We start from the raw sequence: 14608 nt of genomic DNA, 5'->3' as shown, positions 1-14608 counted from the left end.
TCAGTTATCAGTTATCAGTGAATATCTTCGGTTTTCGGTCGCTTGAAAGCTGGGATAGACTAGCTTGAGATGAAAATTTGGGTAAGAAAATAGGCAATGGCGGCGCTACCAATCGGTACAGTGAGATTATCTATACCTAGTTTCGAGAAAGTTTCTAGAATAGTAGCTCCGATCGCTGTTAATAAAGATACTAAAATAATTGGCGGATTCATGCCATTAATAAAAGATAAAATAATCAAGCTGACTAAAAAGCTGATTGCTAACATAGTCAGGGAACCTTCCAGACTTTTGCCACTGCCGAAAATTTTGTAGGGATGTTGACCAAAATTTTGTCCGACTAGGGCCGCAAATCCGTCTCCCAAAGCCATAATTAAAATACCCATTGCCGCGTATTCGGGGTGAGAAATTGGCCAAAAATAAGCCACGAGAACACCTATACTAACAGCATAAAAAAAAGTTCCCCAACTACGGCGACCGACACTATTAAGACTAGGTAAAATGGGTAAAAAATAGGATAGTATAGCGATAGTTGCCGCTAGGATGGCCGCACTTATTCCCACCCAAGCGGGGATATTTAACCACCAGGCCAAAAGGATGACGTTTCCCGTGCCAATGTGGACAACTTTGCGGGTAATTTCGCCATCGGTACTGAAAAGACTTTTTAATTTTTCAGCGATCAGAATCAGAACAACTAGGTAACAGGCGACTAAAAAGATCGAAAATAGGAGAGAGTCGGATAGTTCCACGTGGCAAAAGCGAAAATTGACTATCTATTAGTTTAGGCGATCGAGGTGACATTGATGAAAGGAATTTTTATTGGTTTAATTAAGGGATATAAACGGTTTATTTCGCCGCTATTTCCCCCTTCCTGTCGTTTTCAACCCACCTGTTCCCAGTATGCCATGGAAGCGATTGATCGCTTTGGTGTGCTGCGGGGTTCTTGGTTGGCAATTAAGCGTATTCTCCGTTGTCATCCCTTTCACCCCGGAGGTTACGATCCTGTACCTCCCTGTAGCCACAAGCACGATTAAAAGGCCAAAATACTGCCTATTTTCTTTGGGGAAAACGCTCGATATCGGCGATACCATAAAAGATAATCTGTTTATCTTTTAAACGTAGTCGATCAACCCTTAATTGAGTACCATCGAGGGCAAATTTATCTAAATCCATGAGGTTGTTAACGTGGCTGATTAAAGCTTCTCCTAAAGCTTTCGATCTTTCGTCGCCTTGATAAACCACATCAACAAATTGAATTTTTCGCCGTTCTTCCACAACCACAGCAGTGGTCATTTCTAGAAGAATTGGTGCTTCTTCTCCTAATTTAATTAGACTTTTCAGAGTTAAAGTTTTGTCGTCATTGAGAATTAATTCCGTATTCTGACAGTGAATTGATTTACCTTCGTACTCTAATCTTTGCAGTTTTTCGACAATAAAAGGTGTATTAAAAGAGGTGGTTAAGTCTTCTTCCGTTAAAACTACCCGCAAAGTGGCCCGCGTCGGTTGACGGAGTTTTACCTGTCCGGTAAAAATGGCACTAAAATCGATCGCCACCGCTTGCACATACAATTCCATGGCTTCGATGCGTAGGCCATTGTACATCAGCATCGACTGACCGATAAAGTCAAAACCGTCGATACTGCCTTGCAGTAATTTGGCTACGGGTTCGGCGCGGACAGTCGCTGTCAGCTTGCCTGTACGTTTGAATAATGCAGCGATCGCAGCACTCACCACTTTACTGATGAGTTGATCGCCGCTCTGATTGGGAAAAGGTAAGCTACCAAACACGCCTGCTGTCATATCTCTCATAGGTGGGACTGCAACGATCTTAACATTATTTAAAGTTTCTTTACATATCGTTTTATTAATGAAGATGATAAGCAATCTGTATGATTCTGTAGAGGTTATAAATTTTTAGCGGTCTATCCCGTGCGAGGGGATAGGATGGAAAAATGCTACTATCCCAGTGATATAGCGTTTTTCACTTAAGAAAATCGGGGTTAAAAACGTGGTTGCCATTTCAGATCAACAACAGTTAGCCGCTACCCACAACCACAGCGATCGAGTGGCGGTATTATTGATGGGATACGGGGAGGTGGAGAGTTACGAGGACTTTGCCAACTATAATGAACAGGCCTTAAATCTGCTGACGGCTAAGTTCGCTCCCGTACCGACTTGGGTTTATCCTCCCCTAGCGAAATTATTGGCCCTATTTGACCTACACGAATGGCAACACCAGCATAATCACTTTATTTCGCCCCATAACCACATTTTCGAGCATCAAAGACAGGAAATCGAGCGCAATTTACAGGCAAAATGGGGTAATCGGGTGGAGGTATTCAAAGCGTTTAACTTCTGCGCGCCTTTTTTACCAGCACAAGTATTAACGGAAATCCGCGAGCGGGGATTCGAGAAAATTTTGATCTATCCTCTCCTCGTGGTTGATTCTATCTTTACCAGTGGCATTGCGATCGAACAAGTTAACAAAGCTTTAGCTCAAGGACAAACGGGGGAACATTGGGTTAAAGGATTGCGCTATATTCCCTCGTTTTATAACCAACCCGCTTATATAGATTTAATGGCGCGGTTAGTGGAGGAAAAAATCGCGGCCGAGGTAGCTAGTAGCTGTCTTCCCTCGCAAATTGGCATTATTTTAATGAATCACGGTTGTCCCCACGAAGCTAAGGGATTTACGTCGGGAATCGATGAAAGTCAAGCTTTATACGAGTTGGTCCGGGAAAAATTAATCTATCGTTATCCCTTGATTTCTGTGGGTTGGTTAAATCACCAAACCCCTTTAATTAAATGGACGCAACCGAATGCAGAGTTAGCGGCGAAGAATTTAATCGAATTGGGGGCCAAAGCCTTAATTTTCATGCCGATTGGCTTTGCTACGGAAAATCACGAAACTTTACTGGATGTGGAGCATATTATCGAAGCTTTACGCCGCAAACACGACCAGGTTAATTATGTGCAGATGGCCTGTGTCAACGATAACCCCGAATTTTGCCAGATGGTCGCCGATTGGGCCGAGGAACATATCGAAGCTCTCGGATCACAAGAGGCTTTATCTGTCAATAGTTCTGTAACAATTCCTCACATTCATTCCGACCACCATCATCACCACGGACATCACCATCATCATTAAGCTTGGACAGTGGCAAAGAGGGGCAACGGCGAAAATTAGTCCTACCACTTGTCACTTTTGGAGGTATGATCTATAATTGTGCTTTCCTGGGTACGTAGCTCAATGGATAGAGCATCCGCCTTCTAAGCGGACGGTTGTAGGTTCGATCCCTACCGTACCCGTTATTGTTAACTAGGGGTTGAAAATTCTCTCCTATCGTCCCGGGGACAATCGCTTTGATGCGGTGAGCGTCGAATTAGGTCAGTTGAATCCCGTCGGTTGATATTAGTCCTTATTCTGGTTGTGCTGTAACTCCAAACTCATCTGGGTGTTGAGGAGGCGTTTCCTGGCGGAAGGAGGGGATGTCGCTATTGTCCGAGATGAATCGCCGCTAGGGAGAGGAATGCAGAGATTTGTTAATTTGTGGTGCTTGTAGCGATCACACTTAACGATTATGTTCTAGCATATATTTTTTCAGAACGGCATTAATTAGGGCTTGCTGAAAAAGCCTGAAATGCCGATAGGAAAAAGGTTTCGACTCAATAAAGTCTATAAGAAAGGCCCAAAAAAAGGTAAAATACCCTAAAAGCCAGGCACTTTTTTAGTACAGATGTATCGTATGTTACCGCATCCACTGCACCGTATATGTTGACTGATGCCACAACTTTTTCTAAGCTTATAGCACTAATTACTGAAATATTTCTCCCTCTTTTTTGTGGTTTTCTTCCCCTAGCTCTTTGGCCAATTAAGGCTCTAGCATAGAGTCTCAAAAGGGCTAAATTTACCCCCGATTCATCGATAAAAATTAGTTTTGATGCCTCAATTTCCCGCACTTGAGACCAGTATTCCACTCTTTTTTGCTGTACCCTTTCACTTTCTTTTTCCGCCGCGTGTAGTATTTTTTTTTGAAACTGTAATTGATACCAATTCTCCAAAATGTGACTACAGATAGGCTAGAATATCATATTAGTAGAGTTAAAGGAAAAATATGGCAGGAGTTTATAAGATAGAAATATCTGAAAGTGAAGCAGAACTCAAGGAACTGCTTAGAAAAGAAAAAACTGGTTCAGGAAAAGAAAGAATACAAGGTTGGGTTGAGCTATCATTATTGAGCAGGTATTACCAATCGGCTCAAAAGGCGAAACCCAACCAAGATTGTGAAAATATTCCGGGAAGTTGTTGGGTTTCCTTGCGTCAACCCAAACTACGAGTTTTACTCTAAACTTGGTCTGACTGAATCAAGGGGGCATTTATGGTATTTTTAGAAACAATTTAGCCGGCTTTTGTTGTTTCTTTTTCGGTAGATTGGGAAGGTTTTAGTTTGCGTTTGAAGAAAATACCATACAAGATCATGTTATCGCACTAAGGGAAAATTTTATAAATTTCTTGGCGATGAGCAACTCGTTGATAGATAATGGTTTGATGATTTGACCTCTCCCCCAACCCCTCTGGGAGCAGGAGAGGGGAGTTAGTCTGGATTCATTAGTAGCCTTATTCGTCTTCGTTTCTTAAAGGTATAATTCCTTTAAGAATCTTTCCTCTAATAATCAAATAGACAGGAAAACAATACACCCAAAGGAGCAATACAAACAAAAAAACTGACCATGAATTACCAAATGAGGGTACGAATGATCCTGTAATTTTATACTTATGAATTTCTATTCTATGGGAATCAATTGCTGCCCAAAGTGCTGTCACTAAGACTCCAAGAGGTCTAAGACCAACAAAAATCAACAATGTTAGTAAAAGTGAATTTCTCCAACCCATAATGAATATTAATCTTTTTAGTAGTGTTTCTATCGAATCGAGATAGACTCGCGCATCCTTGCCCATGCCATTGTTGAAATTGCGGGTATTGCGATCGCTTCTTCGTAGCTAGGTAAAGCAACACCCCAACCCAACACCAAAATGAGATAGAAAACTAATACACACTCCCCCCCACAACTGTAGCAAAAGCTACAATTTAATAAATCTTTATATTCTTCTCCCTCGCTTAGGGATTCACAGGGTAAAGAGTTTCAGGTATTTTCCCCTGTTTTACTGCTTCTCAGGCGACCTATCGCCTTCCGTGAGGGATTGTGGCGCGGTGTGTCAGATTCGGTAATAGGGTTCAAAATTTCGCTAACCGCTACTTGAGCCATAGCGTTTTCCCTTAAGCAGAATTTACGCCGCCTCCAGTTCATAATGCAATACCAGAAGCTCATCAGAGCAACTCGATTCGCAATTGGCGGCCTACCAAAGAAGCCGCCCGTTGGATGGTGTAGAAAATGACCCGTGCGATGCGCCCGCTAGTAGGGGCAATTCATGAATTGCCCCTACTCCCTACTCCTGTCCCCTAACCCACCCTACTGATACGGATATCACCCTTCCGGCTAATGTAAAGAAAACGTTACAGTAACAGGTAAAGCCCAGTAGCCAGGAAGCCGTCAATCATGTTTGAATACTTTAACCAGAAAGCTATCAAAGCGGTGATGTTCGCCCAAGAAGAGGCCCGTCGTACCGGTCACAGTGTCGTGGGTACGGAGCATTTACTGTTAGGATTGATAGGAGAAGCCACCGCCACCGCAGCCTTAATTCTCAAGGATTTAAAAGTCACCCTGCACGAAAGTCGCCGCCTGATTGAAGGAATGACCGGCCGCGGCACGGGTTACAGTCCCGTTAATATCCCTTTTACCCCGAAAGCGAAAAAGATGTTCGAGCAAGCATTTCAGGAAGCTCGACAATTAGGGGAAAAAGCGATCGCACCTGAACATCTATTACTCGCTATCACCGCCGATCCCGAATCCCTAGCCGCTAAAATTTTAATTATGCAGGGTGTTGATCTCCTGCAACTTCGCGGCCTTTTAATTAAAAATGCCGGGGAAAAAGTCGCTAGTGGTCGCTTCACGAGTGATAGTGACTATGAAGACCAGAAAAATACTCCCAAAGACGGTATTTTAGCCCAATATGGTCGCAATTTAAGCCAAGAGGTCAAAAATGGCAAAATTGACCCTGTAATCGGTAGAGAGCCAGAAATCGAGCGAGTTGTCCAAATTTTAGGCCGTCGTACCAAAAGTAACCCGATTTTACTGGGTGAGCCGGGGGTGGGGAAAACTGCGATCGCTGAAGGGTTAGCACAACGCATCCATAATGGCGATATTCCCGAACTTTTGCAGGATAAACAGGTAATTGCCCTCGATATGGGGTCTTTACTGGCAGGAACCCGTTTTCGCGGCGATTTTGAGGAACGTTTAAAGGGTGTTGTGGAGGAAGTTCGCAAATCGGGCAGTATTATCCTGTTTATCGATGAAATTCACACTCTTGTGGGTGCTGGTAGCATGGGAGGAGCCATGGATGCTTCTAACTTACTGAAACCTGCTTTAGCTCGCGGCGAGTTACAGTGTTTAGGGGCAACTACTCTCGATGAGTATAAACAGCATATTGAGCGAGATGCGGCTCTAGAAAGACGTTTTCAGCCAGTTATGGTGGGAGAACCGACTAAAGAGCAGGCGATCGAGATTTTACAGGGTTTAAAAGCCACCTACGAGGATTTCCATCAGGTAAAATACGATCAAAAAGCGATCGAAGCTGCCGTTAATCTATCCTCTCGCTATATCAATGATCGCTTTTTACCGGACAAAGCGATCGATCTTCTTGATGAAGCGGGATCCCGCACCCATCTACGCTATTCCCTACAAAGTAAAAGTCCTGCGGAGGTTAGGGAAGAATCACCCCTAATTAACCCCGAATCTTTGATTCCCGTGGTAGATGCGGAGGAAATTGCCCAAATTGTCGCCGCTTGGACAGGTATTCCCGTTACCCAATTAACTGAAACTGAGTCAGAATCGCTCTTAAATCTGGAATCTCAACTGCACGAGCGGATTATTGGTCAACAGGAGGCAGTAAATGCCGTTTCTCGTGCCATTCGTCGAGCGCGAGTAAATTTAAAGAATCCTAACCGTCCGATTGCCTCGTTTATTTTTGCCGGTCCCACGGGAGTCGGTAAAACTGAATTAACGAAAGCCTTAGCTAAGTTGCTCTTTGGCTCGGAATCCAGTATGATTCGCCTAGATATGTCGGAATTTATGGAATCCCATACGGTTTCTAAGTTAATTGGTGCGCCTCCCGGATACATCGGTTACAATGAAGGCGGTCAGTTAACGGAAGCAGTGCGTCGTCAACCCTATAGAGTGGTTTTGTTTGACGAAATCGAGAAAGCACATCCCGATGTTTTTAATCTTCTCCTGCAACTGTTAGAAGATGGTCATTTGACCGATTCCCAAGGTCGTCGGGTGGACTTTAAGAATACCCTAATTATCATGACCTCGAATATTGGCTCAAAAGTCATCGAAAAGGGCGGTAATAGCTTAGGATTCGAGATTGCTGACGATTTTGCTCAATCCCGTTACCAACAGATTTCTAATCGGGTGACAGACGAGTTAAAACAATATTTCCGTCCCGAATTTCTCAACCGTCTCGATGAAATCATTGTTTTCCGACAGTTAACTCGCGAAGAAGTTACCCAGATTGCCGATATTCTGATCGCGGATCTAGCCAAACAATTGACAGAAAAAGGCATTTCTGTGCAAGTTACCGCCGCTTTTAAGGATTTGGTCATCAATGAGGGTTATGATCCTAGCTACGGTGCGCGGCCTTTACGTCGTGCCTTAACTCGACGCTTAGAGGATAGTTTAGCCGAGGCGATGTTATCGGGAAAAGTCAATTCTGGAGACCATGCGATATTAGATGTAACTGCTGAAGCTGTGGTGACAGTCTCTAGTCATCAGCGCTCTGAGCAGAGCGATATTCTCTCGCAATTACAGTTACAACCGGTGGGTTAATCCCCTCAAAAATTGCTTTTTTCGGGGTTGAAAATTTTTCAACCCCGATTTTTATCATCCTGGAAAAATAACTTCTAGGGGAGCGGGAATCATCTCGGTGCGAAAGTCCAGAATCTGGACTAGGATTAAATAGGCAACGGCGATTAAAATCGAAATCGCTCCTGTGATAATGGCGATAATTTTACCAGAATTCATATAATTAACCGATAATTTCCTGAGATTGCCGCAAAAGCTACCGAAATTTATTCTCATCTACGATTGCGAGCCTAAACAATTGAAACTGAGGATATCTTACAGCACAATTCTCCCGGACAGTTGAGAGAAGGGAGTGCATCTCGGTAAAGCTGTCCCTTGAAAATTTGACAGGAGATAGTTCTTGTGGATCGATTTATAGATTAAAATCTATGGTCAAGCTTACAATTATTTGTTAATTGAATCTATACAACCAGCAAAACCCTTGCTATAATCGACAATATATGGTAATAGACCAATTCCATGCACTGCATCCGCATCGGCATCTTCAAAGTTGATCAACCTCGCTTTGTTTTAAGGTAGGCTCAGGCCTGCCTTACTTTTTATCAGTGATCAGTAACCAGTAAGCAGAAAATTGCCATTTAATACCGATCACCGCTCAGACTGTCCACGGAAAACTCACATCTGATCACTGGTAACTGATAACTGATCTGATCCCCTAGCGTGATAAGCTGTGTATTGGCTAATTTTACAAAAAATTAAGACTTTCCCCTTGTGGGAGTTATCAGCTAAAACCCAGAGTAGACATAAACAATGGTAGCGACAACAGAAACTAACGTTGGTAAAATCGTCCAGATCATCGGTCCTGTCATCGATGCCGAATTTCCCAGTGGCAAACTGCCCCGTATTTATAATGCCTTAACCGTAAAAGGAACCAACTCCGCTGGTCAAAATTTATCCGTTACTTGTGAAGTACAACAGTTACTCGGTGACAACCAAGTGCGGGCCGTTGCCATGAGTACCACCGATGGTTTAGTGCGCGGTATGGATATCGTCGATACCGGTGCAGCGATTAGCGTTCCCGTGGGTAAATGCACCCTCGGTCGGATTTTTAACGTTCTTGGTGAACCCGTGGACGAAAAAGGACCGGTTAACGTCACCGAAACCTCTCCTATTCACCGTCCCGCTCCCAAATTAGTCGATCTTGAAGTAACACCGACGGTTTTTGAAACCGGTATCAAGGTAATTGACCTGCTCACCCCCTACCGTCAAGGTGGCAAAATCGGCCTCTTTGGGGGTGCTGGTGTGGGCAAAACCGTCATTATGATGGAATTAATCAACAATATCGCCATTCAACACGGGGGTGTCTCGGTTTTTGGCGGTGTGGGTGAAAGAACCCGCGAAGGAAACGACCTCTACAACGAGATGATCGAATCGAAGGTAATCAACGCTGATAACCCCGAAGACTCGAAAATTGCCCTCGTTTACGGTCAGATGAACGAACCCCCCGGAGCGAGAATGCGCGTCGGTCTCTCTGCTTTGACCATGGCCGAATATTTCCGCGATGTCAGCAAGCAAGACGTACTCTTATTTATTGATAATATCTTCCGTTTCGTGCAAGCTGGTTCGGAAGTATCGGCGCTCCTCGGTCGGATGCCTTCTGCGGTAGGATACCAACCCACCCTCGGCACTGATGTAGGCGACCTGCAAGAGCGGATTACCTCCACCAAAGAAGGATCGATCACTTCCATCCAAGCGGTCTATGTACCTGCGGATGACTTGACTGACCCCGCTCCCGCTACTACCTTCGCTCACTTGGATGGAACTACTGTACTATCCCGTGGTCTGGCTTCCAAAGGTATCTATCCGGCGGTAGATCCCCTCGGTTCCACCAGCACCATGCTCCAAGCTGATATCGTCGGTGATGAACACTACGGCACCGCTCGCGCCGTCCAATCTACCCTGCAGCGCTATAAAGAGTTACAGGACATCATCGCTATTCTCGGTTTAGACGAATTGTCGGAAGAAGATCGTCTCACCGTTGACCGCGCTCGCAAAATTGAGCGTTTCCTCTCGCAACCTTTCTTCGTGGCCGAAGTGTTCACCGGTTCTCCGGGTAAATACGTTACTCTCGCCGATACGATCAAAGGCTTCCAGATGATCCTCAAAGGTGAACTCGATAGCTTACCCGAACAAGCGTTCTATATGGTCGGCAATATCGATGAAGCGATCGCTAAAGGCGAAAAACTCAAAAAAGGCTAATTAAAAGTCAGTAGTAACCGCGTTTAGCGGTTACTTAACCCAGAAATCTGCCAAAATTATCGTTATTATCACCAATGAGCATTACAGTACGGGTTATTACACCCGATCGCATTGTCTGGGATAACGTGGCTGAAGAAGTAATCCTACCCAGTTCCACGGGACAATTAGGTATTCTTAGCGGTCACGCTCCTTTATTAACTGCCCTGAATATTGGCGTAATGCGAATTCGACCGGGGAAAGACTGGGAAAATATCGCAGTTTTGGGCGGTTTTGCTGAAGTCGAAAATAATGAGATCAAAGTCCTCGTTAATGGGGCGGAATTAGGCTCAAAAATCGATAAAGAAAAAGCTCGCGCCGAATACGAACGGGCCCAAACCCGTCTCGATGAAGTCAGTAAAGGGGATGACCGTCGCAAAACTATCCAAGCGCAACAATCATGGCGCAAAGCTCGCGCTAGATACCAGGCCGCCGGCGGTTTAGTATCGGTTTAAACCCAACCAAATCAAATTAAATTAAAGCAAAATCGGGCGGGTTTATATAAACCTACCCGATTAATTTTTTAGCCTTTAGCAATCAGCTTTTAGCCATTTTTCTGCCTATTATCAAGATTATCTAGCTGACGGCTAAAAAGCCGATTAATTGCTACCACTAAAAACAACTTCGGGGAATTTTAACTGTGCATCGGCCATGGGGATTTGTCGGCCTTGATTGCGTAACTCTTGCCAAAAATTAATTACTTCTGTGGCTTTGTTGAGAACATCAACGCGATCGGACTCATCAATCCAGTGTTTTGCTTCTAACTCCTCTTGCAGTTGTTGCCAAGCATCATTGCGCGGCCAGAAAAAATAAGCGGTGAGGGGGCTAGTTCCTTTGCCGACCACCTGATCCACAGCGATCGCTACGTTCTGATCTAACCACAATACTTTTAAAATAAACTTTGATTCGGAACTGACTGTCATTGTTAATCGTTAATCGTACAATTCTCGATTATATCATCTTTTGACTCAATTTTCCGCAGTCAGTTTTTAACTATTTTTTCCTATTTTTTCGCCAATAACCGCTATGATTCCCGAAACAGACTCTTTAGCTTCTAAACAAATCGGTGTGGCCGTAATTAGAGATGATCGAGATTTAATTTTAATCGATCGCCGTCTAGCCAAGGGACTCTTGGGCGGTTTTTGGGAATTCCCCGGGGGCAAAATCGAAGGCAATGAAACGGTACAGGAATGTATTAAACGGGAGATATTAGAAGAAATTGGCATTGAAATCGCAGTGGATAGTCATTTAATCACTATCGATCACACCTATAGTCATTTTCGGGTTAATCTACAAGTATATAACTGTCGTTATCTCAGCGGCAAAGCAAGGGCGATCGAATGTGAAGAAATCCGCTGGGTAACTATCCAGGAACTAGATCATTACACTTTCCCCGCTGCCAATCAAGAGATTATCAGAGCCTTAAAAGACATGGTAAACTCGAAATGATTGCTGTTAATCGTCGAGTGATTATGCTTAATCCTTCTATTCGTCAAGAACCCCGCTACGAACCGGCCGCGGTTATTCCCCTAAAAAAAGACGCTTCCATTGTCGAGTGGTTAGAAAAAAATAATCGCATGATTCCCCGGGATAAAATCGCCGAACCAGATCTGACTCTCGAAGAAGATGTGGAACTATCTGAACTGATGGATGTCGATGATATCGGTTATGATGACGACGAAGATGAATTAGTCTTAGATGAAGATTAATCCCGTCTTCTTTGGCAAATTTTACCCTTATCTGGCGCTTTAGTCGTGAACGCTAACATTTTTTCCGCCCCTATCTTTAAAAAACCCACTGGAACCCATCTCCTGATTCTACTAACGGGATTACTATTTCTGTTAGTAGTTTTTTTTCAGTCCACTAATTCCCTGTTACTCCCCCTGATGGCCACAACGTTAATCAGTGGTGGTCTTGGTTGTCAAGTAGTACCGATGCTGCGGCGCTTGAAAATGGGTCAGATCATGCGCGAAGATGGACCACAGGCTCATTTAAAGAAAGCAGGAACCCCGACAATGGGAGGCAGCTTTTTTGTGCCAGTAGCCCTTATTTTCGCTTTAATCTGGTCTAAATTCACTCCTAATGTGGTGGCGGTTGCTTTGCTGACCTTTGTTTACATGGGTATCGGTTGGTTAGATGATTGGCAAATTCTGCGTTATAAGTCGAATAAGGGCCTATCTCCCCGGATGAAGTTAATTTTACAGATAACGGGGGCGGTGCTTTTTTGCCTCTGGATGTCGTTCAATCAGGTGAGTACCGATATCGGCCTTTGGGGTCGATTAGTGATTCCTTTGGGCTTTTTCTTCTGGATTTTGGCGGGATTTGTCCTTGTGGCTGAAAGTAACGCCACTAATCTCACTGATGGGGTGGATGGATTAGCGGGGGGAACAGGTGCGATCGCATTTTTGGGTTTAGGTATTATTATCGCTCCTAGTCATCCAGATTTGGCGATTTTCTGCACTTGTTTTGCTGGTGCTTGTCTAGGCTTCATTTTTCATAACCGCAACCCCGCTAAAGTCTTTATGGGTGATACGGGTTCCCTCGCTTTGGGAGGTGCTTTAGCTGCGGTGGGTTTAATTACTGGACATCTCTGGGGATTATTTTTAATTAGTGGTCTCTTCTTTCTGGAATCTCTTTCGGTAATCGCTCAGGTTATCTATTATAAAGCCACAAAAGGACCCGATGGCAAGGGCAAAAGATTGTTAAAAATGGCTCCTTTTCATCATCATTTAGAATTAAGTGGTTGGACCGAAACCAAGATCGTGGGAGCATTTTATCTGGTTAATGCGCTTTTAGTTGTCCTGGCTATTTGGAGTAGTTAATTAAGCACTAAAGGAAAGACCACAACCGCAGGTATTTTGGGTGTTGGCATTGGTAAAACGGAAACCACCACCCATGAGATCTTCTGAATAGTCTAATTTTAAAATTTGTAGGTAGCGATCGCTGTCAGGATCGACTAAAATATTAATACCCTGACTTTGATAAAAGCGATCGTTTTCTGCCGCAATAGGGGTTAATTCGAGATGATAGTGAAGTCCCGAACAACCACCGTTTTTTACTGCCAAACGCAGATAGGAACCAGTCAGACGACGGCTTTGACTCCAACGTTCAATTTCTCTAGCGGCGGCGGGACTTAATTCGATCATTGTTTTTGAGACTATTGTAATAATAATATCAAGTTATTGTGAAGTTATACCACAGTTGTTGTCAAACTTTATGTTAAGAAAGATGTGACTAATGGATGGCGGGGGTAGCTGACAATTTTTAACACAGAAAACGGGTTCCTTGAAGAAACCCGTTTTCTAGGTGACTTAGAAACTTAGATAAAGAAATTACTAACATTAATGTTCCCTAAAGCTGGTAAAGCACCAGTAAATCCGGTGATATTTATTAATAAATCATTGCTGGATTGGAAGCCAGCCGTGCTATCATTAATAACGAGGTAAGTTCCAGCTATTGCACCGGTTGTTACTTGCACTAAGGCGGCACTATTAACCCCTAATCCTTGATTACCTGTAATCGCTCCATTAGCATCAGTAAATACCTGATTGATTAAATTCTGTAAAGTGGTAGCAGTGCTATTAGCAGCACGACTGAAATTGCTAGGCGCACTCGTGGCGTTTCCAGCTTGAGTTAATAAGTCAATTTTATCACTATTAATGGCAAAATCTGTGATATGATCGGTTGTTGATCTGGTAGATTGGCCAAATTGGAAGATAAAAGTATCTGCACCTAAACCACCAGTTAAAGTATCGATTCCAGCACGTCCATTGATTTGATTATTGCCACTATTTCCGGTGATTTTATTGTTACCGGCGTTACCTGTACCGTTAATATTGGCGGTTCCTGTTAGGGTCAGATTTTCCACATTAGCGGGTAGGGTAGTGGTGACATTAGCGGTTAAGGTGTCGCTGATGGTGACAATTCCCTTATTATTGGTAAGAGTTGCATTGACGGGATTACTGAGGTTAATGGCAAAAGTTTCGTTTGCCTCATTAAGGTTATCATTGAGGATGGGAATGGTAATAGTAGCAGTGGAAGTATTAGGTGCAATGGTGATAGTTCCAGTTTTGCTAGTGTAATCTACATTAGCGGTAGCGTTAACGGGTGCAGTAGTATAATTGACACTAATTGCTTGTGGATTGGGATTGTTGACAGTAACGGTGAGGATTGCATTACTATTTTGACCTTCGACAACGGTGATATTATTGATGGAGAGTTGGGAAAAGTCGTCATTATTAATTGTCCCCGTAACTGCGGTAGTTGTCCCAACTGTATAACCAGTCCCAGAAGTAAGAGTTAAAGCAACAGTTTCATCACTTTCTACTGTTGTATCAGCAGTGGGGTCAACGGTTACAGTCGCAGTGGATGAACCAGCAGCAAAGGTGACGCT

15 protein-coding genes, 1 tRNA gene and 1 pseudogene are annotated in these 14608 nt (G+C 43.7%); 10 read left to right on the top strand and 7 right to left on the bottom strand.

Features of this window, described 5'->3' with window-relative positions; genetic code table 11:
• Positions 1–59: 59 nt before the first annotated feature.
• Positions 60–746: a diacylglycerol/polyprenol kinase family protein gene (locus tag IM462_RS04320; RefSeq protein WP_287700972.1), complete on the bottom strand. Its 687-nt coding sequence runs from the start codon at positions 744–746 to the stop codon at positions 60–62.
• Between the two features lie 54 nt (positions 747–800).
• On the opposite strand from IM462_RS04320, the gene yidD reads away from it, so the two are divergent.
• Positions 801–1031, top strand: coding sequence for a membrane protein insertion efficiency factor YidD (yidD, locus tag IM462_RS04315; protein WP_287700970.1), 231 nt, complete (start codon positions 801–803; stop codon positions 1029–1031).
• A 16-nt stretch (positions 1032–1047) separates the two neighbouring features.
• Here yidD and IM462_RS04310 read toward each other — a convergent pair whose 3' ends face one another.
• A complete protein-coding gene (locus IM462_RS04310; protein ID WP_287700968.1) occupies positions 1048–1806 on the bottom strand; it encodes an LmeA family phospholipid-binding protein in 759 nt (252 codons plus the stop codon).
• 199 nt (positions 1807–2005) lie between these two features.
• Between IM462_RS04310 and IM462_RS04305 the strand changes: the two genes are divergently transcribed.
• Both IM462_RS04305 and IM462_RS04300 read left to right on the top strand, forming a co-directional pair.
• Positions 2006–3145, top strand: coding sequence for a ferrochelatase (locus IM462_RS04305; protein ID WP_287700966.1), 1140 nt, complete (start codon positions 2006–2008; stop codon positions 3143–3145).
• 88 nt (positions 3146–3233) lie between these two features.
• A tRNA-Arg gene (locus IM462_RS04300) sits at positions 3234–3306 on the top strand.
• Positions 3307–3714: 408 nt separating this feature from the next.
• On the opposite strand, the pseudogene IM462_RS04295 reads toward IM462_RS04300, so the two are convergent.
• A pseudogene (locus IM462_RS04295) lies at positions 3715–4046 on the bottom strand (transposase); the annotation flags it as partial.
• A 66-nt stretch (positions 4047–4112) separates the two neighbouring features.
• On the opposite strand from IM462_RS04295, the gene IM462_RS04290 reads away from it, so the two are divergent.
• Both IM462_RS04290 and IM462_RS04285 read left to right on the top strand, forming a co-directional pair.
• On the top strand, positions 4113–4346 hold the full coding sequence (locus IM462_RS04290) for a hypothetical protein (protein WP_287700964.1): 234 nt from the start codon (positions 4113–4115) through the stop codon (positions 4344–4346).
• A gap of 1210 nt (positions 4347–5556) precedes the next feature.
• Entirely contained in the window at positions 5557–7944 is a 2388-nt protein-coding gene (locus tag IM462_RS04285) for an ATP-dependent Clp protease ATP-binding subunit (RefSeq protein ID WP_287700962.1), read from the top strand.
• Positions 7945–7998: 54 nt separating this feature from the next.
• On the opposite strand, the gene IM462_RS04280 is transcribed toward IM462_RS04285, so the two are convergent.
• Positions 7999–8139 carry a hypothetical protein gene (locus tag IM462_RS04280; protein ID WP_170863676.1) on the bottom strand — a complete coding sequence of 47 codons (141 nt, stop codon included), beginning with the start codon at positions 8137–8139 and terminating at the stop codon, positions 7999–8001.
• Positions 8140–8730: 591 nt separating this feature from the next.
• Between IM462_RS04280 and atpD the strand changes: the two genes are divergently transcribed.
• Positions 8731–10179 carry a F0F1 ATP synthase subunit beta gene (gene atpD / locus IM462_RS04275; RefSeq protein ID WP_149986192.1) on the top strand — a complete coding sequence of 483 codons (1449 nt, stop codon included), beginning with the start codon at positions 8731–8733 and terminating at the stop codon, positions 10177–10179.
• Positions 10180–10253: 74 nt separating this feature from the next.
• Positions 10254–10670 carry an ATP synthase F1 subunit epsilon gene (gene atpC / locus IM462_RS04270; protein ID WP_002735380.1) on the top strand — a complete coding sequence of 139 codons (417 nt, stop codon included), beginning with the start codon at positions 10254–10256 and terminating at the stop codon, positions 10668–10670.
• Between the two features lie 144 nt (positions 10671–10814).
• Here the strand turns inward: atpC and IM462_RS04265 are convergent, their stop codons facing one another.
• A complete protein-coding gene (locus tag IM462_RS04265; protein WP_002760450.1) occupies positions 10815–11138 on the bottom strand; it encodes a 30S ribosomal protein PSRP-3 in 324 nt (107 codons plus the stop codon).
• A gap of 103 nt (positions 11139–11241) precedes the next feature.
• Between IM462_RS04265 and mutT the strand changes: the two genes are divergently transcribed.
• The 3 genes from mutT to mraY are packed head-to-tail and all read left to right on the top strand — an operon-like array spanning position 11242 to position 13037.
• On the top strand, positions 11242–11664 hold the full coding sequence (gene mutT, locus IM462_RS04260; RefSeq protein WP_287700961.1) for an 8-oxo-dGTP diphosphatase MutT: 423 nt from the start codon (positions 11242–11244) through the stop codon (positions 11662–11664).
• Positions 11661–11924, top strand: a complete 264-nt coding sequence (locus IM462_RS04255) for a DUF3134 domain-containing protein (RefSeq protein ID WP_002735746.1) — start codon at positions 11661–11663, stop codon at positions 11922–11924. Before mutT ends, IM462_RS04255 begins: the two co-directional genes overlap by 4 nt.
• A gap of 45 nt (positions 11925–11969) precedes the next feature.
• Positions 11970–13037: a phospho-N-acetylmuramoyl-pentapeptide-transferase gene (mraY, locus tag IM462_RS04250; RefSeq protein ID WP_287700959.1), complete on the top strand. Its 1068-nt coding sequence runs from the start codon at positions 11970–11972 to the stop codon at positions 13035–13037.
• On the opposite strand, the gene IM462_RS04245 is transcribed toward mraY, so the two are convergent.
• Positions 13038–13361 carry a HesB/IscA family protein gene (locus IM462_RS04245; RefSeq protein ID WP_002766059.1) on the bottom strand — a complete coding sequence of 108 codons (324 nt, stop codon included), beginning with the start codon at positions 13359–13361 and terminating at the stop codon, positions 13038–13040.
• Between the two features lie 173 nt (positions 13362–13534).
• The coding region (locus IM462_RS04240; RefSeq protein ID WP_287700957.1) for a bluetail domain-containing putative surface protein at positions 13535–14608 on the bottom strand (1074 nt) is incomplete at its 5' end.

The organism is Microcystis sp. M144S2 (assembly GCF_020246065.1).
Taxonomy (GTDB): domain Bacteria; phylum Cyanobacteriota; class Cyanobacteriia; order Cyanobacteriales; family Microcystaceae; genus Microcystis; species Microcystis ichthyoblabe_A.
This window is presented reverse-complemented; position numbering and strand designations above follow the sequence as displayed.